This window comes from Leptolyngbya sp. CALU 1928, from assembly GCF_056784215.1.
The window spans coordinates 2,266,986-2,288,064 of record NZ_JBXBCE010000001.1 but is presented as its reverse complement, the minus strand read 5'-3'; the positions used below and the strand labels follow the sequence as shown (position 1 = coordinate 2,288,064).

The following is a 21,079-nucleotide window of genomic DNA, read 5'->3' as shown; positions in this document are numbered from 1 at the left end:
GGACGCTGAATGGGGAAATTTGTCAAGGGGTGGGGGTTTGAGGCGTACCCGATCGCCTGGTTGTTAATGGGGGGCTTACTGGTACGAAGCGCGATCGCAGTGTGGCTGCCCCCCGGTTTTGACGAAGCTTACTACTATCTCTACACGCAGCATCCAGACTGGAGCTATTTTGATCATCCGTTGATGGTGGGGCTATCCACGGGTTTTGGACCTTGGCTCACCGGGCAGGTATCCCAATTCACGATTCGCATCGGCTCCCTCTTGCTTTATACCGGAGCCTTGGTTCTGCTCTCCCTCACGAGTGTGCGCTTATTTTCTCAAAAAGCGGCAGTTTTAACGGTGGCGATCGCGTCGCTCATTCCTATCTTTTTTATTGGTTTTGGCGTATTAACTTTACCGGATAGCCCATTAATTTTTTTCTGGTCTGCTGCTCTTTTGCTGTCTGTCGAAGAGTTTTTTCGCCGACCGAGTTATCATCCAAGCTGGCGACTTGCCGCGATCGGGCTTGTAGTCGGGCTGGCATGTCTTAGTAAATATCACGGAGTCGCTTTAGGATTGGGCTTAGTCGGATTTTGCCTGACCAGTCGTCAGCATCGCACCGCTTTCAAATCTCCCTGGATGCTGGCAGCACTGGCGTTATTTAGTCTGACAATTTCTCCCATTATTATCTGGAACCTCCAGCACAACTGGATTTCCCTACGCTATCAATCTGGTAGAGCCATCCCTGATCGCAGCTACAGCCTATTGGAACTCGCTGGCACCCTGCTCATTGGTATTGGCTATCTCTTTCCTAGCTTTGGCTTTCCGCTCTGGTGGGTTAGCTTAAAAACAACCTGGGATCAATGGCGCAGCAGCCAAAAAACCTTCCGTTCCTCTTGTCTTAAATCTTATGGAGACGCTACGGGATCGCCTTTTGCCCCTCGCCTTATCCTTTGGATTTCCTTGCCCATTATTCTTAGCTTTACGCTGATGGGGGGCTATCGTCCAATTTTGCCGACTTGGGCAATGCCAGGTTTTTGGGGAATAACGCTGCTGTTAGGCGATCGCGCTGCAAGTTGGTCGCCCCGTGGAGTGCGGCGATGGCTGTGGAGTTCAGCGGTGATCATTAGTGTATTGCTGGCGATCGCCCTCTCCCATCTGACCTTGGGCACCTTACAAAAGCCAAGTACTTATGCTGTTTTCGGTGGATTGATTCCCGCAAACGTCGATGGTTCAGTGCAACTGGTAGATATTCAGCAGGTTAGACGGGGATTTGAAGAATCGGCTAGTTTGACCCGTGCGCTCAAGCAAGCTGATTTCGTTTTTGCGAATGATATTTTTATGGCAGGGTATGTGGGCATGGCACTGGCACCACTCAGCCCTCCGCCAATTATCTGCTTTAACGATGACTTGCGGGGGTTTGCGTTTTGGTCAACGGCGGCAGAATGGGTTAGTAAAAATGGACTGTACCTCACCCCCAAAAGTCAGTCCAACGCCACTCAATATGCAGGCTATTTTCAAAGCTTTGAACCAATTGGAGAAATTCCTATTTGGCGCGGCGGCGCGATCGTGGAGGTATTTCAGGTCTATCAAGGCAAAAACCTGTTAAAACCCTATCCTAGGCTCTACGGCATCGACAGCGAAAAACCGGCGATGCTGCGAGGCGATAGGTGAAGAAGGAGCGATCGGGTAAAGTGAAGAAAGCAGAACCCAAAACTCAAAATTAGAGTACCCAATAGGGGTATCGTCAATTATTTTCACCTGATTTCATAAGGATTGGTTAAAAATGAACAACACTTTTCGGTTCATTGCTTCTGCGAGTATTGCGTTAAGCAGTCTTGCCTTAATTCAGCCGTCGATATTGGCTCAAACCACTTTTTCTGATTGCGCTGGCAAGGCGATCGCCAGTGGAGATGGAGCGATCGCTAAAATCAATGACTTGGGACGCGCTCGAAATTTAGCTCGGCAGGCGGCAGAAGCGGCTAACGGTGGATTAGCCGAATATCGTACTGATGCTTCAATGCATGGCAGATTGTCTGATGCGGTTTGCATCGATAATGGCAACGGCAGTTGGACATTTACCATCAAAGGCGGCGCACCAGGCTTTGTAACACCCACTACGGAAACCATCGTCACGGTAGACGGCAGTACTTGGCAAGTAACAGTTGACTACAACGGTGCGGTGCGATCGTAAGGGTCGTTTCTTGGGAAGCACTCTTTTCTTGGGAAGCACTCTTTGAAAACACTGTTGAATGCAACTGGATATTTCTGGATATTTCTGGCTGTAGGAATGCCTTGTGCCTATTCGCGCTGTAATATGGGGCAAGATGAGAGACGTTCCTACAAGTTTCACATTCCTACAAGTTTCACAGTACAAGCCGACGATACCAAAAAGTAATTTCTAGGTGTTTGTAAAATAGTCTGGAAAAATATTTCTTGAGTTTTCAATACTATGAACCGAAAGCGACTGTGGTTAGTGAGTTTAGGCATCCTCAGCGCGATCGCCTTCACATTCAGCGGCTATCATCAACACCAATCATCTGAAAGTGCCTTTCAAGGGGGTAGTGCGATCGCTCAGCCTGCCAATCCTACTCCAACTACACTTCCTAGCCCTCTGCCTGCTATTCCAGTCAATCCGTCCTCTGCATCATTTGCGCCTCCTGCCTCAACTGCGCCCCCCTTGCCCATGGGCAGCATCTATCAAGATCCTGGTGGACGCTTTCGGGTTGGCATTTTGCAAGATTACAAAATTAGTCCGCTAGCTGGCTCGGTGCTAGTTGAATCAGTGGATAGTAATTTAGCGTATGTCGTTGTGCCTCAATCCCAACCGTTGGGTAATCCAATTGGGCTAAACGCGGGCTATGACAACAGCGATAGCCTTGCCAAAATTGCGATCGCTGCCTTTCAACGAGGCGAAGGATTCCAACCTGCTCCTGCCCAACTCGAAGAGGGCGGGGGATCAGTGATGAATTGGTCAGGCACCCTCACCCTAGGCGGCACCACCCAGCCCATGAGCGGCGTAATTTTGGTTCGCCCATCTTCCAAATATATTTTGTTGCTATTGATTGCTGCGACTAAAACCGGAGCCGATCGAGTGCCAGGTGCAGTTTCTGCCCTTGCCAATAGTCTTGAGCCACTTTAGGAAATAGGTTTCGGGAAATAGGTTTCAGGTATTAGGTTTCAGGTTGCAGGAAAATAAATCAAGTTTCAGGGGAGGAAATAGGTATCAGGGTTCAGGGTTTAGGTGATAGATTTGGCGAATAGGCGAATATATTTGTTTGACCACCATTCAACATCTGCCTTAGCTCTATTTCTTAGGATCGAGTCTTGAGGCTGGTGCCTCAACAATACTGGTGCCTCAACGATATGAGCATCAGAAATTCTCTCTGAGCCTTTCACCTTCTCTCCAATACCTGAAACCCGAAACCTGAAACCCGAAACCTGAAATCCAACACCTTCCTCCCCATGTATTTAGATTCAGAGATTTATCGCTTAATGGATTTGCTGCCAGCCTCTGGTCGCATGATGACCAAGTTGGTAAGTAAGCCAGAGCAACGGCAAGTGATTGATCATCCTTTTCCTATGCCTTGGATGACGACTCGTCCCATTTGGATAAACTTTGATCTGCTCAGCCAATTATCTCGTCCTGAATGTGATCTACTCGTGCTGCGTACTGTGAGTTGGATGACTGGCATCAAGTGGTTTCGCCCCAATTGGTATCAAGCAGGGGGCTTGGCAGGAGTCGTGGGCGTTGCGGTGCAAGCGGTGCAAGCAGACGCAGTGGGTATGGTTGTAGCGGGGGGGTTGAGCGCGATCGCGGGAACACAGATTTGGCGCGAAAATCACAGCACTCAAAAAGAACTGGACGCGGATGAAGCTGCAATTCAAGTGGCCCAACGCCGAGGCTACACCGAACCAGAGGCAGCACAGGCATTACTCTCTGCCATTGAAACCGTCGCCCAAATTGAGGGACGTAACCTTACCTTTAGTGATTTATTGCGGAGCCAAAATTTGCGGGCGATCGCTCAACTGTCTCCCGTTGGCATTCCGGCAAATCTCCGCAAGAATTAGCCTCAACAGAATCATCCCAAGATAAAAAGGAGGCTCAGTTGCCTCCTTCCAAAAATGCTATCTAGCCAGAACGATTAGACTAACGTCAGGGATGGATACTCAACCAGCAAATCATCGCGGGTTAATACATCTCCTTCTGCTTGAGGAGTCCAAAGAACTTCTAACGCCAGCAGGCGATCGCTGGCAACGCCGCCCAAGGTGCCTAAAGCCTGACGCAAATCTTCAGTATTGTTGACAGCAGGCAGTTGCAATTTACCCTGAGCGCCAACCACCAGCGTCACCACAATAAATTCACCCGGATCTTTCAACTCTTGGGTTGCCAAAGCTCCACCGTCATCGCCAGCTGCCAACAGTGTGTCAAGAGACACTTGTTGTAACTGGTTATTGACGTTTGAAAGGGTTTCACGGCTAAACTTGCTGCGCTCGTTTAAGGCAAGCCGATTAAATTCTGCTTCTGCGCTTGCTAACCGCGATTGCTGCACAGTGGAATTCGCATGAGTCCAATATTCTGGATGGCGAAGCAGTGCCAAAGTAGTTTCTTGCAACACCTGAGCAAGCCCTGCGGTTGAACCAGTGTTAGCACTGGCTGCCAATTTATCTAAGTCAGCTTGAAGTTCACGAGCGTTTGCCAACAATCCAACCTGCAACCGAGCAACACTAACCGTTGGGTTTTCAATGGCATCATACTCAGAACCCTCTCCTTGACTGCGACGAAAGGTTTGAACTAGAAAACTGGCGATCGCAAAGAAAACCAGAATCGTCACTAGGCTGCCGCCGCCGCCAAGGAAGAAAGTCGGAGCAATGAAGGGAAAGCCAAAACCACCCCCTGGATAGTAGCCGCCACCGCCGCCCATAGAAGGTGAATAGCTGCGAGGAGACGTATAGGTACGGCTAGGCATGGGTGCCCGAAATGACCCGCCGCCGATTCGTCCGCCGCCCCGCGATACTGCGAAAGCATCATTTGCCTGCCCTAGGGATAAACCCAGCACTAAAATCAGGAGAATGAATGGCTTTAACAGCGGTTTGATATAGGAAATGAGCTTCTTTTGCATAACTGACATCTACTAGACTTTGTTTAATGTGAAATGATGGTAAGGAGGATTGGAAACTATTCGCCTTAGCGTTTCTGTATGTCCACCATATAAGCACCTCAGGCAACCTCTTTCGATTGACTATGCTAACGCCCTAAGTTAAAAGTTTATTCGCCCTTTATTAAGAGTTATAAATTACTCTCATCTACTAATTTACAGCCTTTTCTACCGTCTTTATGGGCAAAAACAGGATAAAAACTGGGGGATTTCCGTAGCTTGATAGGCGGTTCTCCTGTTCTAAAGCCCTAAGGGCATCGTATCTCTCCTACTTTTTGCTGTGTGCCATGGGAAAGTGAGGCAGTTTTCAAAATCTAGGATTTCAGTCTTAATATTCTCAGAAAAAAGCAAGAAAAACGTCTAGCAAAAGACAGACCTAATTAAGGGATGCAGCCTTGACGAAACTTAGTTTCTCCTTACAATGGTTTTGCAGTAAAGAAATGTAACAGAGCGATTCTGTTCTTTTTTTACTTTTCTGTTTGACGTTTTTTCCAACTACTAACAAGGTTCACTGATATGACTCAACAGCCCTCCGTAACGCCTAAAGTTGGCGAACCTAAGTTTGGTTTTAATGAATATGCTGAACGCCTAAATGGTCGTGCTGCCATGATTGGCTTTGCTTTAATGCTGGCGATCGAGTATGCCAGTGGTCAAGGGTTACTAGCATGGCTAGGTTTAGGTTAGTTTGACTAGCGCCTAAACTGCTACCTGTTCGTTGCTGTTGGGATCTTCCATAGCTAGGCGATCGCGATAGAGCTTTGGTTGTGGTTTATCGAGCTAACTAGGTTGATTGGGTAAATCGGCATAGCCCAACACTTGAAAGACCTCAACCAGGCTTTGTCTACCCCGCAGTTGGAGATGTCCCCAAGCTTGCACCCGAAACTGCTCTTGTAGATGGTTTAGGGTTTCACGGGCAATTAAAATTCGACACTGATCAAGTTGCTTGTCTTTTTGACAGGCTTCTAAGCGCGCAGCAATGTTAACGCTATCCCCAATTACCGCATACTCCAAGCGATTTCTTCCGCCTAAGCTGCCAGCCATTACGGTTCCCGTGTAGATCCCAGCCCGCATTTGCACGACGGGTAAGCCTCTTTGCTGCCAGTCTTGATTCAGTGTTTGTAGGCGATCGCCCATTTCGATCGCGCAGCCTACCGTATGCCTCGCATCCTCGGCAATTTCAGCGCTCGTTAAACGGGGCACAGGCACCCCAAACACCGCCATCAGACCATCTCCCATAAATTTGTTGACAACGCCGTGGTGATGATGGACGGCTTGAGTCATGCTACTCATATATTCGTTCAGCCAGCCCATCATCACTTCTGGAGGATGTTGCTCTGAAACGCCGCTAAAGTTGCGAATATCAATAAACAGAATGGTAACCGTGAGAGTTTGCCCCGCTAACATGCCCGACTGAAGTAGGCGATCACGAGAGTTCCACAAAGCTGAGGCAATCTCAGGGGAGGTTTGCTGCCCCAATAGCTTCATCACTATTTGTTGCTGCTGACGCGCATGTTGCATTTGATGAACGATCGTAAAACTGCCAACGGCGATCGCGGCGATCGCGGGAGCAGCAATCGGAATCCAGGCGTGATGTAAAAAGAAACCATAGCCGACCCCTATCAAAAGCAGCAGCAGCCCAGTGCCTGCCAGCGCTAGGATAACCGGGCGATGAATCCACCCGGCAAGCAATCCACCCGCGATCGCCCAGCTTACAATCCACAGGATTTCAATCGGTTCAGACCAAAACCAAAATAGCGATCGCCCTTCTATTGCCGCCGTTAGCGTTTGGCTGAGCATGTGAGCATGAATCACCACTCCCGACATTTTAGGATTTGCGGTTTTGGCAGGGCTAAAAGGCGTGAAAAACAAATCTTTGGCACTCGGAGCCACGGCTCCAATCAAGACAACGCGGTCTTTGATCAGCGCCGGATTAACCTGATTTTGCAAAACCTGATTTAAGGTGACGACTTCCGAGGGATACTGAGCCGAGCGATAGTTCAGTAAAATCTGTTCGCCGCCGGCATCAATCCGTTGGTAGCCGCCCGAATTGGATTTCAAGGGTGAAAAAGTTGCCTTTCCTAACACCCAGTTTCCGTTGGGCAGGCGATCGCCCGACTGATTCAGATAGTGCATTGCCAGCCGGGTCGAAAAAGAGGCAGACTCTACCACACCCTCTGAGACAAACCCCTCTGAGACAAACATAAGATTGCGCCTGATAACGCCATCGGTATCGGTAATCAAGTCGCTAAAACCAAGTCGGTCAGCGGGTACTGGAAGCGGTGCAGGAATTGCTTCTTCTGGGGTGTTTCCCAACGATTTAATAGCAATCACATTGGAGCGGCGTAGTTGCTTGGTTAAGGCAGCCTGTCCGGGTTCTACGGGAATATCGCGGAGAATATCTAGCCCGATCGCTCGTGGTTGGTGCTGTTGAAGTTGATTGAGCGCTGCTGCATAAACGCGATCGGGCAGTGGCCATCGCTTCTGCGTTTGAATATCGGCTTCTGTAATGGCAACAATCAACAACCGCGCATCGGTTGGCGCATCGGGTCGCATCCGCACCATTGCATCATAAACAGCTAACTCGAAGGGTTCTAAGTACCCTAGCTGCCGAGTTCCCAGCACTAAGCCAGTGACGCTAATTCCAGCAAGGACTAGCACTCTTAGTTCAGGAGCCGTACTTAGCGGGGATAATTTGCACCACCGTGAAAAAAATTGACGAAACCAGACGATCAAGGAAATCCTCTTTGGACTGACTCAGCCCGATTCAGTTAGGTAATCAGTAACTTAACGATGTGGCAATTATAGTCAGCACAAATTGATGACAGCGACTTTACAGTTCTACCTTTATTTGACTATAGAGAAAATTTAGGATAATCACCGCCAGTGATCATCCTAAATTTTAGGGTGTTTCGTGCTGTTCATAGGCTGCCACAATCCGCTGCACTAGAGGATGGCGCACGACATCCGCTTTGGTTAGAGTACAAAAGGCGATTCCTTCAACGGAGTGCAGCACTTTTTCAGCGATCGCCAACCCAGATGCTTGGTGATGCGGCAAGTCGGTTTGGGTGATGTCGCCCGTCACCACCATTCGAGAGCGGAATCCTAACCGAGTCACAACCATTTTCATTTGGGCAGGAGTCGTGTTTTGGGCTTCATCCAAAATCACAAACGCATTATTCAGAGTACGCCCTCGCATATAGGCGATCGGTGCCACTTCAATCACGCCGCGTTCCATTAAACCAGGAATTTTTTCAGGATCAATGAATTCGTATAGTGCGTCGTACAGTGGGCGCAGATAGGGATCAATTTTTTGCTGCAAATCGCCCGGAAGGAATCCTAGCTTTTCTCCTGCTTCCACAGCGGGACGAGTCAAAATTAGCCGTTCAAATTCGTTGTTGAGTAAGGCTTGAACGCCCAAAACTGCCGCCAGAAAAGTTTTTCCAGTCCCAGCCGGACCGATGCAAAATGTGAGGTCGTGGGTGCGAACCGCTTGAATATATTGCCGCTGCCGAAAAGTTTTGGCGCGAATGTCATATCCACGACGAGTCCTCGCAAGAATATCTTTTTGGAGGTCTTGCAGTTCATCTTGCTGCTGAGTTTCGATCGCTTGCTGCGCTGTTAGAATATCGGCGCTAGAAATAGGTTTTTCTTGCCCCCAATACTGCTCTAACGACTGAATCAAGCGTTGGCTCAATAAGACTTGTTCATTGGTGCCAGAGATTGAAAGCTCTTGCCCCCGCAAAACCAACTTTGCCCCTGTTTGGCGAGCAATTAACTTTAAGTTTTCTTCTCGATTGCCTGCTAAGGCGATCGCACTAACAACACTGGGTAACTCAATCTTCAATGCCTCTGCCATGCAGTCGGGTTGGCTACTTTAAAGGGTTCAGAGCGAATCCTAACATGTTCATTCATCAACCTGCATATCTTGGCTGCGGGGTGCAACCCGTTTGGGGCTAGGCAAAACACGGCGAGGGGCACTGGGAGTTCTTTCTCCCTCAGGCTCATCAACCGACGTAGATGATGGGCTACCGTAGATGTCTAGATGGATAGACTGCCCCGCTAACTGAGCGATCGCAGAAAGTACAGTGCGAATTGCCTGAATATTGCGCCCACCCCGACCAAATACTCGCCCTTTGTCAGCGACTTCAAACGCAAGCCGAACCCAAACCCTTGTTTTACTGGGGGAGGTTTCACAATCTAGCCGCAATGCATCAGGCGACTCCAAAAAAGGCTGAACCAAAAAGCGGATCAAGCTTTCATAATCTGGAGGCGCTGCTGTAGAAGGATTCACTGCAATGGGTTGAGGCATGAAGTTTAAGCTTTAAATCTCAGCTTTGAGTTGATCAAACACATTAGCTCTTCGCAAAATATCACGGACTGTGTCAGTGGGTTGTGCCCCTTGTTTCAATCGCTTGACAATTCCAGGCACATCCAATTTAACTTCATCGGTTCTAGGGTTGTAGAAGCCTAGTTCTTCTAAGGGTCTACCATCACGGCGAGTGGCGCTATTCATCGCCACAATCCGAAAGCTAGCTTCCCCCTTTTTTCCAAACCGTTTTAGGCGCAGTTTGATCATGCTAATTTTTGCTTTAGTGAGTATGAGTAATGGAGTCTAGGCGATTTTTCTCGGCGCACGAAAGGCACCGCACACAATCACAGATTATCGATCATATCACAGCCAGGATTTTATCAGCGTTTGAGTTCAAGAAAAACAGGAGGGTCACGCTGTTCAACTCCATCAGATTGTCCCAAACTAGAGAAAAAAGCGCGATCACTTAGCCTAACTTGAGACAAGAGAAATTCAGATGTCTGATAGGAAGGTCTAAATAATGGCTCAACGGATGACCGCTCAGATTTTGATCTAGCTCAGTTTGTCGTGCTGCCTAAGAAAGAAATTTGTGGACTGTAGTTTTGGGATGGCAGGGGTGCAGTTTAAAGCTAATGACCTAGATAGGCTTCTAGCACTTCCGGGTTGGATTGAATTTCTGCCGGGGTGCCATCTGCCAAGTTACGCCCTTCTGCTAACACCCACACGCGATCGCATAAGGACATAATCACATCCATATTGTGTTCAATGATCAAAAAGGTCATACCGTCGCGGTTCCAACCCTGGATGCGATCGCAAATTTGGTTGATCAACGTTGGGTTTACACCTGCCGCCGGTTCATCCAGCAAAATCAGCTTCGGATCAGCCATTAACGCCCGTCCTATTTCCAAGAGTTTTCGCTGTCCGCCTGACAGTGCCCCAGCATATTCATTGGTCATATGCGCCAATCCAATTGAGTCTAAAATTTCAATCGCTTTCTGGCGTTGTGCCTTTTCTTCTTGGGCAATCTGGTTTTGCTGAAACCAGGTATTCCAAAATTTCTCCCCGGTTTGCTTTTGGGCCGCTAGTAGCAAATTGTCTAACACCGAGAGCCGAGACAGGACACGAGCCACTTGAAAGGTGCGAATCATACCCATTCGCGCAATGATATGCGGTTGGAGGTGATCAATCGGTTCGCCATCGAATAGCACTCGCCCGTGATCGGGACGAATCACATTGGATAGCAGATTGAATAGGGTAGTCTTTCCAGCGCCGTTTGGTCCCACCAACCCGGTGATGCTGCCCTTGCACACTTCAATTTGGGCGCGATCGACCGCGCAGCAGGTGCCACCAAAATTTTTGACAAGTCCACTGGCTGCTAGTAAAGGCAGTTCCATAGGCGGGGCGATCGCGGTTTGTAAGACTAGAGGGTCTCCAGCAGGATCACCTATGGAAATTTGAGGAAAATTAATGGGTTCATCGACCAAGGGTAAGCTCCTCCTTTTTACCTAAAATGCCCTGAGGACGTACCATCATCAGAATAATCAGCAGCAAGCCGATTACCATAATTCTAAAAGCACCTAAACGGGCATCGTCAATGCTGGCGGGAATAATGGGGATCACAGAATGGAGCGCTTGTAAAAACTCTGGCAAGAAGCGGGTTGCCGAGTAATACGCCCAGTAAATGATCGCTCCCAAAATTGTCCCGGCGTTGTTTCCGGCTCCCCCCAAGACGACGATAATCCAGGCTTGAAAGGTGATTAAAGGAATGAAGCCATCAGGGTTGATAAAGGTCAGGTTCCAGGCGTAGAAGGCTCCGGCAATCCCAGCGATCGCCCCACCCAACATGAGAGATTGCAGCTTATACCAAAACACGTTTTTCCCTAACGCTCTTGCCACCTCTTCATCTTCTCGAATTGATTTAAGCACCCGTCCCCACGGTGATTTCACAGAAACTTCCAGTCGCCAATAGGTCAACGCCAGCACCGTCACCAATACCAACATTAGCCCTGCCTTATAGGAATAGTCATATAAAGCACTTATGCCAATGCCATAGATAAACAATCCTAAAACGCCGGATGCTAGCCCTAATAGGAGTTTTGGAGACTGGGTAGGTTTTGGAGATTGGCTAGGCGTTGGCGTAGACTCTCCTATGGAGAATCGCGCTAGCCCTGACCCATCAACGCGCCGCGTCCAGTTCCACAGATGCCGACCACTTAGCGCAAAAATGCCTGTCCATAGGGCGATCATGGCAATCTTACTGCCCATCGTAGGTTGAGTCAGGTTGCCCAGGGGCAGCGGAAAATTGGCAACGCCCAGAGCACCACGAGTTAACCATTCTTCATTCAAGGCAATCAGCCGAATCACCTCTGATGCGCCAATAGTGACAATGGATAGATAATCTTCCCGCAGGCGTAACGTAGTAGTTCCCAGGATTAATCCTAGTAGGGCTGCCAGTGCGCCACCGATCAACGTTGCAAGTAGCAACGATACTCCATTCAGGCTCAGCATTACAGTGGTGTAAGCTCCCACGGTCATAAAGGCAACATGCCCAAAATTGAGCAGCCCCGTATAGCCCCATTGCAGGTTTAGACCCAGACTAAATAGCGCATAAATTGAGGTAGAAATAATCAGTGTAACGAGATAGCCAACCATACAGGGTTTGGGAAATGATTAGTTGAATCGTATCGTATCAGGTTAAGGGAGGGTGAATGACGAATGACGAATGGCGAGGGGGAATCAAACGGGCGATCGCGAAAGATGCGTTGAGCCTAGTCAAAACTCAACCTGAAAAAAGGATAGGGCACGGCATGGGAATACATAAAAAAGGGGCGTATTGTACGCCCCTAGTGATAATGCTTGCAATAAGCTGCCTTAGATTGCTGCCAAGACTGCTTTTGCCGTTGCCAGCACATTTTCTAACGTGAAGCCAAATTTCTCCATGCACACGCCACCGGGAGCCGACGCGCCAAAGGAATCGATGCCAATGACTGCACCTTGATCGCCCACATACTTATGCCAACCCATGGTGATTCCAGCTTCCACTGCCACGCGCTTTTTCACGGCTTTTGGCAAAATGGATTCCTTGTATGCTGCATCCTGAGCTTCAAACAGATCCCAAGAAGGCATGGAAACAACCCGGACTTTCTGACCTTCGCCAGTAAGTTGTTCCGCTGCTTTGACGCAAAGATTCACTTCGGAACCCGTGCCAATCAGGATTAGGTCGGGAGTGCCATCGCAGTCAACCACCGAGTAAGCCCCCTTTGCCACACCGTCGATCGACGATCCAGCTAGGTTTGGCAGCCCTTGACGAGACAGCGCCAACAAGGTGGGGCGATTTTGGTTGGCGTTCAAGACTGCAACTTTGTAGGCTCCAGAAGTCTCAGTGCCATCAGCCGGACGTAAAACGGTCAGTTGAGGAATTGCTCGGAGAGACGCGATCGTTTCAACGGGCTGGTGCGTGGGACCATCTTCACCCAACGCCACAGAATCGTGAGTCATGACCCAAATCACACCCGCCTGCGACAACGCCGAAAGCCGAATGGAGCAGCGCATGTAATCGGTAAAGATCAGGAAGGTGGCACCGTAGGGAATTAAGCCAGAGTTGTGTAGGGCAATGCCGTTACAAATTGCGCCCATGCCGTGTTCACGCACGCCAAAGTGAAGGTTACGATTTTCGTACTGTCCTGCTTGAAATTCGCCGCTGTTATCTAGTTCGGTCAGATTGGAGTGAGTCAAATCTGCTGAGCCGCCTATGAGTTCTGGCAGAACAGGCGCGAGCTTGTTCAAGCAGATTTCAGAATGTTTGCGAGACGCTAGGGTTTTGTCTTCAGGCGTGTAGGTGGGTAACACTTTGTCCCAGCCATCGGGGAGTTTGCCGCTGATCAACCGCTCAAATTCAGCCGCTTCTTGAGGAAACTTGGTTTTGTATTGTGCTAGGGTTGCTTCCCATTCCGCTTCCAGTTTGGCACCGCGTTCAACTGCTTTACGGGTATGTGCCAATGCATCTTCAGGCACGACAAAGGGTTCATAAGTCCACCCTAGTTTGTCGCGAGTCAGCTTAATTTCATCAGCGCCAAACACTGAGCCATGAGCACTGGCGGTGCCTGCTTTATTGGGGGAGCCGTAGCCGATCGTGGTGGTGACTTTAATCATCGTTGGCTTGTCGGTGACAGCTTTTGCCGCCGCGATCGCCTTGCCAATTGCAGCTAAATCGGTATTGCCATCTTCCACATGCAACACGTGCCAGCCGTAGGCTTCAAAGCGTTTGGAAACATCTTCGGTGAAGGCAATGTCGGTGGAGCCGTCGATCGAAATATGGTTGTCGTCGTACAGCGCAATCAGTTTACCCAGACCGAGGTGCCCTGCCAAAGAGCAAGCTTCCCCAGAAATCCCTTCCATGTTGCAGCCATCACCCAAGATGACATAGGTGTAGTGGTCAACCAAGGTGGCATCGGGTTTGTTGAACTTGGCGGCGATATGGGCTTCGGCGATCGCCAGACCCACGGCGTTCGCAATCCCTTGACCCAAGGGACCCGTTGTCACTTCTACACCGGGAGTTTCAAAGTTTTCGGGATGTCCAGGGGTTTTAGAGCCCCATTGGCGGAACTGTTGGATGTCCTCAATCGTGACGCTGTCGTACCCAGTCAAATACATCAGGGCGTATTGCAGCATGCAGCCATGACCTGCCGACAGGACAAAGCGATCGCGGTTAAACCACTGCGGGTTCTTAGGATTAAACCGCATGAACTGATCCCACAGCACAAATGCCATTGGAGCCGCGCCCATGGGTAGCCCAGGGTGACCCGATTTTGCTTTCTCAACAGCATCTACCGCCAAGAAACGGATTGAATTAATGCAAAGTTCTTCAAGTGATTGAGTTACGACAGCCATGATTCCTACTCAGTGATGAATTAGCGTTAGGACGGGGATAAACAAGATGCTGGGTAAGACAAGCCACCCGATAATTTCTTTGCCTCATCATCCCATTATTAGAGACGGTAGGCAATAATTCCTATTGGAAAAACTAATAGTTTTGGTATTAACTGAACAACTCCTCAAATCAGCCAGCAACGCTGGTTTTAATGACTCAACAATCTATTCTCAGGCAATATACTTTTTGAAGGCAAGGGTCACGTTATGTCCCCCAAACCCAAAAGAATTTGACAACGCCACGTTTACAATCTGCTCTCGGCTGTGGTTGGGCACATAATCTAAATCGCAATCTGGATCAGGGTTGACTAAGTTGATAGTAGGAGGAACGCGATCGCTGACGATTGCCATCACGGTTGCGACCGCCTCAATGCCACCCGATCCGCCCAAGAGGTGCCCAGTCATTGATTTTGTTGAACTCACAGAAATCTGATGAGCCGAATCGCCTAATGCTTTCTTAATAGCGGCAGTTTCTGTGGAATCGTTGGCAGGGGTGCTGGTGCCGTGAGCATTAATGTAGCTCACCTGATCAGGAGTGAGGTTGCCATCTTTGAGACAGAGGGCGATCGCACGAGCAGCCCCTTCGCCACCGGGCACGGGAGAGGTCATGTGGTAGGCATCGCAGGTCATGCCATAGCCGACAATCTCCGCATAAATTCTGGCGTTGCGCGCTAGAGCATGGTCTAACTCTTCTAGGATCAAAATACCGGAGCCTTCACCCAGCACAAACCCATCCCGATCTTTATCAAACGGGCGGCTGGCATGGGCGGGATCATCATTGCGAGTAGACATTGCCTTACAAGCCGCGAATCCTGCAACGGATAAAGGAGTGACTGCGGCTTCCGTGCCGCCGCAGATCATGGCTTGGGCATAGCCTTGCTGAACGAGGCGAAAGGCATCCCCGATCGCGTTGGAACCCGCCGCACACGCCGTAACCGAACAAGAGTTAGGTCCTTTGGCACCCGTGTGAATGGCGGTCAAACCCGCTGCCATGTTGGCAATCATCATCGGAATCATAAAGGGGCTACAGCGATCAGGTCCCTTAGTCAGGTAAATTTCCTGCTGATCTTCCAGCACTTTCAAGCCGCCAATGCCTGTGCCAATCAACACGCCGACTTGCTCAGCATTCAGGTCATTAATCACAAACTCAGCATCCGCGATCGCCTGCTTACTGGCAGATACGCCAAACTGGGCAAAGCGATCCATCCGCTTTGCTTCTTTACGATCCAGGTAGGCGAGTGGATCAAAGCCTTTCACTTCCCCAGCCATGCGGCAATCATGTCGGGAGGCATCAAATAAGGTAATGGAATCGATGCCGTTGCGTCCACTCATCAAGCCGTCCCAATAGTCACCCACGGTGTTTCCGATGGGGGTAATTGCGCCAAGCCCAGTGACGACAACACGCTTACGAACAACGTTTGTCATGATTTCAACGTAAAAATAAATAACCCAAACTGAAAAAGTTTTGAGTTATGAATAGCAATATTTGATCTGAAATATTTTTTCAGGAAACTCGCGACTCATAACTCATTACCTACTGTCTGGTTAGGCAGATGCGGTTGCTTTGTTGCTGATATAGTCCACTGCCGATTGTACGGTAGCGATTTCCTCAGCCGCTTCATCAGGGATTTCAATGTCAAATTCTTCCTCTAATGCCATGACTAGCTCAACAGTATCCAAGGAATCGGCTCCCAAGTCGTTGGCAAAGCTGGCTTGAGGAGTCACCTCAGTGGCATCAACTCCCAGTTGGTCAGCCACAATCTTCTGAACTTTATTGAAAATTTCGGTTTCGCTCATAAACTCCCTCGCTGAATGCACTGACAAAAACTCATGCCGGAGTGTGTACAATGTCCAGATATAAATGGTTTAAGCGTTGATGACACTTTTTTGCCAGATATATCTAGTTTAGGCATTTCACTATCTTAAGCTGAAAGCGCGATCGCTCTGAAGCAGAGTGGACGCTTTCTAATTTTGACCGACAAGAATCTAAGAATCTAGTAGATTTCAGATCACAACATTCAAAGATAGGAACATCCAGACTCATTGTGGCTTAATCAGAACACTGCTTGAAAATTCGCCATTCCGCCGAACCTTCTCTATGACCTCTAAATCCTTAAGATATGCTTACTTTCCTGGCTGCGTTGCCCAAGGAGCTTGTCGAGAACTGTATCAAAGCACCCAAGCTCTAACTCAAGCCTTAGGCATTGAATTAGTCGAACTCAAAAAAGCCTCTTGCTGCGGGTCCGGCACGTTTAAGGAAGATTCTCAACTGTTGGAAGACACCGTAAACGCCCGAAATCTTGCCTTAGCAGAGGAATTAAACCTGCCCCTGTTGACCCATTGCAGTACTTGTCAGGGTGTATTGGGTCATGTAGATGAACGCTTGAAGGACGCTCAAGCTAAGAATCCCGCCTACGTGGAACAAGTGAATGGATTGCTTAAAAAAGAAGGCTGTTCTCCCTATCAAGGCAGCGGTGAGGTGAAACACATTCTCTGGGCACTGGTGGGAGATTATGGCTTGGAGGCGTTACAGGCAAAAGTAACTCGCAAACTGGCTGGGCTAAAGTGTGCGGCATTTTATGGCTGTTATTTGCTGCGTGCCCAAGATCATATTCCTTACGACGATCCCTATAATCCGCAGTCAATGGAAAATGTGTTTCGAGCAGTGGGTGCCACGCCGATTTACTTTCCGGGGAGGACTCAGTGCTGCGGTTGGCCACTAGCTAGCTATGCAACGGAGCAGTCGTTTACGATGGCAGGTGGACATATTCAAGCGGCGATCGCCGCTGGTGCTGACTGTCTCGTTACCCCTTGTCCTCTATGCCACCTCAATTTAGACTCTCGCCAACCCGAAGTTGAAAAAGTGATTGGCTCCAAATTAGGACTCCCCATTTTGCATTTGCCACAGTTGGTGGCGTTGGCGTTGGGTGTTAGTCCCCAACAACTCGGCTTAGATCGTCACATTGTTTCGACAAGCTCTGTTCTGAGTAAGCTGAGGTAGAGTGCGGGGTACGGGGTGCGGGTTCACATCAATAAAGTTAGTGAGTGCAAAAGCCTATAGAAGCACGGGGTTGCGATCCTCTATAGGCTGTTTGCTAGCTTTTTTGAGAAATCTCAGGCGCGATCGCTAAGCAAACTATCGAGCGCCAAGATAAGTTCTCATAAACCAATTCTTTACCTTTGCAGCACTCAGCATTCCTGCTTCATTCGTCTGAGCAGAAAAAGAGACCCCCAACAACGCCGCAAAATCACTATCTGACAGTTCGCCCGCCTGATGCTTTTGGAAAGCATCTACGACGGTGATCAATTCATCCACAGAAAACGAGTAGCCTTTTTGGGCAGCGAACTCGGCAACCACTGGAGCGCGCTCCCCTTTTAACGCCTCCGATTCAGCAGGGTCTAAATCTGCTTCGCTGCTAATATTGCCATCTCCAACGCCTAATAGAGTTTCAAGCTGCTGGCGCAAAGCTTCGTCTTCCGCAGTCTTCTGCATAAACTTCAAAACCGTTGCAGTAGCCATATCGAGTTAATGCTCCACTCGTTTTGATCGCCATTATCATATCAAGGGTTTTTCGGATAGTTTAGTATTCTTTATCTTCATGTAAGGCTTTGGTGATTGACAAGAGGCGAATAGCGAACCCCCAAACTCTGAACCCCAACTCTTGCTTGCTCTATTACGTTGTTTAAACTTTTACAGCGGTTCATCGAGCGTGTCTCAGGCGTTAGGGTAAACTGACGTTCATCCAAGGTTTGGCGGCACTATGCTGTTGATCCGATGGGCTAATAAATATTGCGAAGTGTCAAGCAATCATTGGAGCCTTTAATAACATGTCTCATAGCGTCAAAATTTATGACACCTGCATTGGCTGCACCCAATGCGTTCGTGCTTGCCCAACAGATGTCCTAGAGATGGTTCCCTGGGATGGCTGTAGAGCAGGGCAAATTGCTTCTTCTCCTAGAACGGAAGATTGTGTTGGATGCAAACGTTGCGAAACGGCTTGCCCAACTGATTTTCTCAGCATTCGTGTGTATCTAGGGGCTGAAACGACTCGTAGTATGGGTCTGGCTTATTAAACGGGGGATCTAGAGCGGTAAATTTAATGCGATCGCTTTAGTCCGTGGGTTTATTCATAATCCAGACTTACGCAAAAAGGAGGGAGTAATTCCCTCTTTCTTGTTTCTATCAATAAATCAGCCTTTTGTTATTGAATCGCTTTCATCAAAAACTCTGCTAATTCAATCAATTGCTGCTTGTTAAAGGCACCTAGTAAGGCTCTGGCAGCAGCTCGAGGTTCTACAGGAATCGAAATCTGCTGAGTCCGGGTTGCCCCGTTTTGATCAGGGGCTGTTAGACCCGCTGTTAAGGTTGGGGACTGCGAGATCGCTGAAACGGGCGCAAAAGTGACTGCTGGGGCAAGCTGTCGCAGTTTATCGCTGGGAATAATTTCGCTTGATCGCCCGGTGACTAGCAAATCACCCGATTGCTTGAGTTCTTTAATAATCAGCGGGGCTAGGACAGGATAGGAAGTGTGCGAATTGGCGATCGCGCCTTGAGCCACTGCCAACAACCCTCGCCAAGATGAGCAATTGCTGAGTTGTGCCATGCGATCACAAAGGATAGAGAGTTGCTGACGGCAAACTTGCGTGTCGCCCTGCTTAAACAACTGCAACATCTTTCTTAAAGCCGCGTTGATAAATGCAGGCGCTTCAGCACTGACCTTGATGGCGATAACGGCTTTAGTTGACCTATTTTGGATTAAATGGTGTAAGTAAGTTTCAACTTCTACAAAAGCGAGCTGAGCACTTTGGACAATCTGCTCTGCTTGAGCTTCTTGAAAACCAAATGGAGATTGAAGTGCTTCAACTAATTCCTTCAGCACATCAAACACTTTGAGAAACAAGTTTTCTAGCTGGCGATCAGGCTTGACCGGATTGTCCTTCAAAATCTTAAAAGCATCCTCAAGGTGATGGGCGGTGCGATGGATGCTATCAAAGCCAAGCATTGCCGCCCCCCCCTTCACCGAATGAGCCGCTCGAAAGACTTCATTCATCTGTTCAGGATCTGCCAAGGTTGCCTCTAGATTTAGCATCCCTTGTTCGATCGTATCGAGGTGTTCTTTCGCTTCCTCGATAAAGAACCCCATAATTTGCTGTTGTTTCGTCGCTTGCACAACCCAAATCCTCTGAATGTTAACGTTGTACGAGCCACAGAGATTGCAATTCCTCCGTTGTCTCTCCTTTCTAATGTTCCCCTATCCGTTCACTTTTTATCGGTTTGTAAACAGGAAATCTTATGACACAGACAACTGACCTAGTGACTTATGAAGGGGGCTGTCATTGTGGGGCAGTCAGATTTCAAGTGAAGGCAAACCCGAAACAAGATGAAGTCTCGGATTGCAACTGTTCTATCTGTCGCAAAAAAGGGTTTCTGCATTTGATTGTGCCGCTGGAGCAATTTACCCTATTTCAGGGTGAAGATACTTTGGTAACTTATACCTTTAATACAGGCATTGCCAAACATCTTTTTTGCCGGATTTGTGGCATTCATGCTTTTTATCGTCCGCGATCGCATCCTCACAAAATAGATGTCAACCTCCGCTGCCTGGATGAAAATGTACTCTCCCAATTTTGCATCACTCCATTCGACGGTCAAAATTGGGAAGCCAATGTGCATCAAATTCAGACGCAAGACTAAAACTGCGCTGAAAACGATTTTAATCGTTAGGAACTCTCCCAGTTCTCTTGTCTTCAATCTTCTCTTCTACAGGCTTGTTGTTTACCAACACCTCTGGATTAAATGGACGATTCATTTGAGTCAGAGCCGCATTGGGTTCTGTTTGAGAGAGGTGCCGCGCCAAATTCACGAAATCGGAAGGAATCATCACGATCGTCGTCGTGTTGTTTTCAGCCCCAATTTCGGTCAGCATTTGCAGGCGGCGCAATTCTAAACCCGTGGGATTAGCACTAATTGTTTCAGCCGCTTGCGCCAGTTTTTGAGAGGCTTCCTGTTCAGCGGCAGCTTTGATAATCCGCGCCCGTTTTTCCCGAATGGCTTCGGCTTCTTTTGCCATTGCCCGCTGCATACTGGTGGGAATTTCTACATCTTTCATTTCTACCCGTTCAATCACAATGCCCCACGGCTCGGTGATTTCATCCACAATTTCCTGGACTTTGACGTTGATTTTGTCGCGATTTTGCAACACGTCATCCAAAATATTTTGCCCAACCACATTGCGAAGGGTGGTTAATGCGATTTGGTACACCGCCATTTCGTAGCTTTCTACCCGGTTAATCGCTTTGGCTGGATCGAGAATGCGGTAATAAAGCACAGCATTGACTCGAATGGTGACGCTATCGGCGGTAACGGTTTCCTGTGGCTCAATGTTGACGGTTTTGGTACGGACATCCACCTGCATTTTTTGGTCCACCCAAGGCACAATCCAATACATGCCGGGTCCGAGAACGCCGCGCGATCGCCCCAACCGAAAAATTACCCCGCGCTGATATTCGCGATCGAGCTTAATTCCACCCGCTGCAAAAATCATTGCGCCGAACAGCAACCCAATTAAAGCTTCCATGGCGACTTAATCCCTTGCGATAGTTCTATTTTAGAGAGACTGCTTGGGATTGATCTAAAGATTTACATGAGAGGGAGGATCAGGTGTCAGGTTTCGGGGGTCAGGTTTCGGATAATGAAAATCTC

Annotated in this window: 21 protein-coding genes; 8 read left to right on the top strand and 13 right to left on the bottom strand. The window is 48.7% G+C overall.

The genetic code is table 11. From position 1 onward, the window contains the following. Positions 1–9: 9 nt before the first annotated feature. From AC1S5B_RS10610 to AC1S5B_RS10595, 4 genes are all read left to right on the top strand, one after another. Positions 10–1,653, top strand: coding sequence for an ArnT family glycosyltransferase (locus tag AC1S5B_RS10610; RefSeq protein WP_482035646.1), 1,644 nt, complete (start codon positions 10–12; stop codon positions 1,651–1,653). A gap of 112 nt (positions 1,654–1,765) precedes the next feature. Further along, positions 1,766–2,173, top strand: a complete 408-nt coding sequence (locus AC1S5B_RS10605; RefSeq protein WP_482035645.1) for a hypothetical protein — start codon at positions 1,766–1,768, stop codon at positions 2,171–2,173. Positions 2,174–2,431: 258 nt separating this feature from the next. Further along, complete coding sequence (locus AC1S5B_RS10600) at positions 2,432–3,121, top strand: hypothetical protein (protein ID WP_482035644.1); 690 nt, start codon at positions 2,432–2,434, stop codon at positions 3,119–3,121. Positions 3,122–3,444: 323 nt separating this feature from the next. After that, complete coding sequence (locus tag AC1S5B_RS10595) at positions 3,445–4,050, top strand: DUF3318 domain-containing protein (RefSeq protein WP_482035643.1); 606 nt, start codon at positions 3,445–3,447, stop codon at positions 4,048–4,050. 74 nt (positions 4,051–4,124) lie between these two features. Here the strand turns inward: AC1S5B_RS10595 and AC1S5B_RS10590 are convergent, their stop codons facing one another. After that, entirely contained in the window at positions 4,125–5,102 is a 978-nt protein-coding gene (locus AC1S5B_RS10590; RefSeq protein WP_482035642.1) for a DUF1517 domain-containing protein, read from the bottom strand. 552 nt (positions 5,103–5,654) lie between these two features. Here AC1S5B_RS10590 and AC1S5B_RS10585 point away from each other — a divergent pair. Further along, the gene (locus AC1S5B_RS10585; protein ID WP_482035641.1) at positions 5,655–5,822 is read left to right on the top strand and encodes a hypothetical protein; all 168 of its coding nucleotides are present in this window, start codon (positions 5,655–5,657) and stop codon (positions 5,820–5,822) included. A 93-nt stretch (positions 5,823–5,915) separates the two neighbouring features. Here AC1S5B_RS10585 and AC1S5B_RS10580 read toward each other — a convergent pair whose 3' ends face one another. The 9 genes from AC1S5B_RS10580 to acpP form a co-directional block, all read right to left on the bottom strand. After that, positions 5,916–7,796, bottom strand: a complete 1,881-nt coding sequence (locus tag AC1S5B_RS10580) for a CHASE2 domain-containing protein (protein WP_482035640.1) — start codon at positions 7,794–7,796, stop codon at positions 5,916–5,918. A gap of 241 nt (positions 7,797–8,037) precedes the next feature. Beyond that, positions 8,038–8,994: a PhoH family protein gene (locus tag AC1S5B_RS10575; protein WP_482035639.1), complete on the bottom strand. Its 957-nt coding sequence runs from the start codon at positions 8,992–8,994 to the stop codon at positions 8,038–8,040. A 48-nt stretch (positions 8,995–9,042) separates the two neighbouring features. Continuing rightward, complete coding sequence (locus AC1S5B_RS10570) at positions 9,043–9,447, bottom strand: KH domain-containing protein (RefSeq protein ID WP_482035638.1); 405 nt, start codon at positions 9,445–9,447, stop codon at positions 9,043–9,045. 12 nt (positions 9,448–9,459) lie between these two features. Then, positions 9,460–9,714, bottom strand: a complete 255-nt coding sequence (gene rpsP, locus AC1S5B_RS10565) for a 30S ribosomal protein S16 (RefSeq protein WP_482035637.1) — start codon at positions 9,712–9,714, stop codon at positions 9,460–9,462. Positions 9,715–10,076: 362 nt separating this feature from the next. Further along, the gene (locus tag AC1S5B_RS10560; protein WP_482035636.1) at positions 10,077–10,931 is read right to left on the bottom strand and encodes an ABC transporter ATP-binding protein; all 855 of its coding nucleotides are present in this window, start codon (positions 10,929–10,931) and stop codon (positions 10,077–10,079) included. Then, positions 10,921–12,099: a branched-chain amino acid ABC transporter permease gene (locus AC1S5B_RS10555; protein WP_482035635.1), complete on the bottom strand. Its 1,179-nt coding sequence runs from the start codon at positions 12,097–12,099 to the stop codon at positions 10,921–10,923. The genes AC1S5B_RS10560 and AC1S5B_RS10555 overlap by 11 nt, the downstream gene beginning before the upstream one ends. 219 nt (positions 12,100–12,318) lie before the next feature. Then, positions 12,319–14,337, bottom strand: a complete 2,019-nt coding sequence (tkt, locus tag AC1S5B_RS10550; protein WP_482035634.1) for a transketolase — start codon at positions 14,335–14,337, stop codon at positions 12,319–12,321. 210 nt (positions 14,338–14,547) lie between these two features. Then, positions 14,548–15,801, bottom strand: a complete 1,254-nt coding sequence (fabF, locus tag AC1S5B_RS10545) for a beta-ketoacyl-ACP synthase II (protein WP_482035633.1) — start codon at positions 15,799–15,801, stop codon at positions 14,548–14,550. 120 nt (positions 15,802–15,921) lie between these two features. Beyond that, positions 15,922–16,173, bottom strand: coding sequence for an acyl carrier protein (gene acpP / locus AC1S5B_RS10540; RefSeq protein ID WP_482035632.1), 252 nt, complete (start codon positions 16,171–16,173; stop codon positions 15,922–15,924). A gap of 301 nt (positions 16,174–16,474) precedes the next feature. On the opposite strand from acpP, the gene AC1S5B_RS10535 reads away from it, so the two are divergent. After that, complete coding sequence (locus AC1S5B_RS10535; RefSeq protein ID WP_482035631.1) at positions 16,475–17,377, top strand: CoB--CoM heterodisulfide reductase iron-sulfur subunit B family protein; 903 nt, start codon at positions 16,475–16,477, stop codon at positions 17,375–17,377. Between the two features lie 135 nt (positions 17,378–17,512). Here the strand turns inward: AC1S5B_RS10535 and AC1S5B_RS10530 are convergent, their stop codons facing one another. Further along, positions 17,513–17,896, bottom strand: a complete 384-nt coding sequence (locus AC1S5B_RS10530) for a hypothetical protein (protein WP_482035630.1) — start codon at positions 17,894–17,896, stop codon at positions 17,513–17,515. A 308-nt stretch (positions 17,897–18,204) separates the two neighbouring features. Here AC1S5B_RS10530 and psaC point away from each other — a divergent pair, with 308 nt between their 5' ends. Beyond that, entirely contained in the window at positions 18,205–18,450 is a 246-nt protein-coding gene (gene psaC / locus AC1S5B_RS10525; RefSeq protein ID WP_171572613.1) for a photosystem I iron-sulfur center protein PsaC, read from the top strand. Positions 18,451–18,578: 128 nt separating this feature from the next. On the opposite strand, the gene AC1S5B_RS10520 is transcribed toward psaC, so the two are convergent. Further along, on the bottom strand, positions 18,579–19,547 hold the full coding sequence (locus AC1S5B_RS10520) for an Hpt domain-containing protein (protein ID WP_482035629.1): 969 nt from the start codon (positions 19,545–19,547) through the stop codon (positions 18,579–18,581). A gap of 122 nt (positions 19,548–19,669) precedes the next feature. On the opposite strand from AC1S5B_RS10520, the gene AC1S5B_RS10515 reads away from it, so the two are divergent. Next, positions 19,670–20,071, top strand: coding sequence for a GFA family protein (locus AC1S5B_RS10515; protein ID WP_482035628.1), 402 nt, complete (start codon positions 19,670–19,672; stop codon positions 20,069–20,071). A gap of 19 nt (positions 20,072–20,090) precedes the next feature. Here AC1S5B_RS10515 and AC1S5B_RS10510 read toward each other — a convergent pair whose 3' ends face one another. Beyond that, on the bottom strand, positions 20,091–20,954 hold the full coding sequence (locus AC1S5B_RS10510) for a slipin family protein (RefSeq protein WP_482035627.1): 864 nt from the start codon (positions 20,952–20,954) through the stop codon (positions 20,091–20,093). Between the last annotated feature and the right edge of the window lie 125 nt (positions 20,955–21,079).

What these genes read in the sequence shown, in the direction of transcription:
- AC1S5B_RS10610 (WP_482035646.1), top strand. Translation starts at nt 10, where the DNA reads ATGGGGAAATTTGTCAAGGGGTGGGGGTTTGAGGCGTACCCGATCGCC.
- AC1S5B_RS10605 (WP_482035645.1), top strand. Translation starts at nt 1,766, where the DNA reads ATGAACAACACTTTTCGGTTCATTGCTTCTGCGAGTATTGCGTTAAGC.
- AC1S5B_RS10600 (WP_482035644.1), top strand. Translation starts at nt 2,432, where the DNA reads ATGAACCGAAAGCGACTGTGGTTAGTGAGTTTAGGCATCCTCAGCGCG.
- AC1S5B_RS10595 (WP_482035643.1), top strand. Translation starts at nt 3,445, where the DNA reads ATGTATTTAGATTCAGAGATTTATCGCTTAATGGATTTGCTGCCAGCC.
- AC1S5B_RS10590 (WP_482035642.1), bottom strand. Translation starts at nt 5,102, where the DNA reads ATGCAAAAGAAGCTCATTTCCTATATCAAACCGCTGTTAAAGCCATTC.
- AC1S5B_RS10585 (WP_482035641.1), top strand. Translation starts at nt 5,655, where the DNA reads ATGACTCAACAGCCCTCCGTAACGCCTAAAGTTGGCGAACCTAAGTTT.
- AC1S5B_RS10575 (WP_482035639.1), bottom strand. Translation starts at nt 8,994, where the DNA reads ATGGCAGAGGCATTGAAGATTGAGTTACCCAGTGTTGTTAGTGCGATC.
- AC1S5B_RS10570 (WP_482035638.1), bottom strand. Translation starts at nt 9,447, where the DNA reads ATGCCTCAACCCATTGCAGTGAATCCTTCTACAGCAGCGCCTCCAGAT.
- rpsP (WP_482035637.1), bottom strand. Translation starts at nt 9,714, where the DNA reads ATGATCAAACTGCGCCTAAAACGGTTTGGAAAAAAGGGGGAAGCTAGC.
- AC1S5B_RS10555 (WP_482035635.1), bottom strand. Translation starts at nt 12,099, where the DNA reads ATGGTTGGCTATCTCGTTACACTGATTATTTCTACCTCAATTTATGCG.
- tkt (WP_482035634.1), bottom strand. Translation starts at nt 14,337, where the DNA reads ATGGCTGTCGTAACTCAATCACTTGAAGAACTTTGCATTAATTCAATC.
- fabF (WP_482035633.1), bottom strand. Translation starts at nt 15,801, where the DNA reads ATGACAAACGTTGTTCGTAAGCGTGTTGTCGTCACTGGGCTTGGCGCA.
- acpP (WP_482035632.1), bottom strand. Translation starts at nt 16,173, where the DNA reads ATGAGCGAAACCGAAATTTTCAATAAAGTTCAGAAGATTGTGGCTGAC.
- AC1S5B_RS10535 (WP_482035631.1), top strand. Translation starts at nt 16,475, where the DNA reads ATGACCTCTAAATCCTTAAGATATGCTTACTTTCCTGGCTGCGTTGCC.
- AC1S5B_RS10530 (WP_482035630.1), bottom strand. Translation starts at nt 17,896, where the DNA reads ATGGCTACTGCAACGGTTTTGAAGTTTATGCAGAAGACTGCGGAAGAC.
- psaC (WP_171572613.1), top strand. Translation starts at nt 18,205, where the DNA reads ATGTCTCATAGCGTCAAAATTTATGACACCTGCATTGGCTGCACCCAA.
- AC1S5B_RS10515 (WP_482035628.1), top strand. Translation starts at nt 19,670, where the DNA reads ATGACACAGACAACTGACCTAGTGACTTATGAAGGGGGCTGTCATTGT.
- AC1S5B_RS10510 (WP_482035627.1), bottom strand. Translation starts at nt 20,954, where the DNA reads ATGGAAGCTTTAATTGGGTTGCTGTTCGGCGCAATGATTTTTGCAGCG.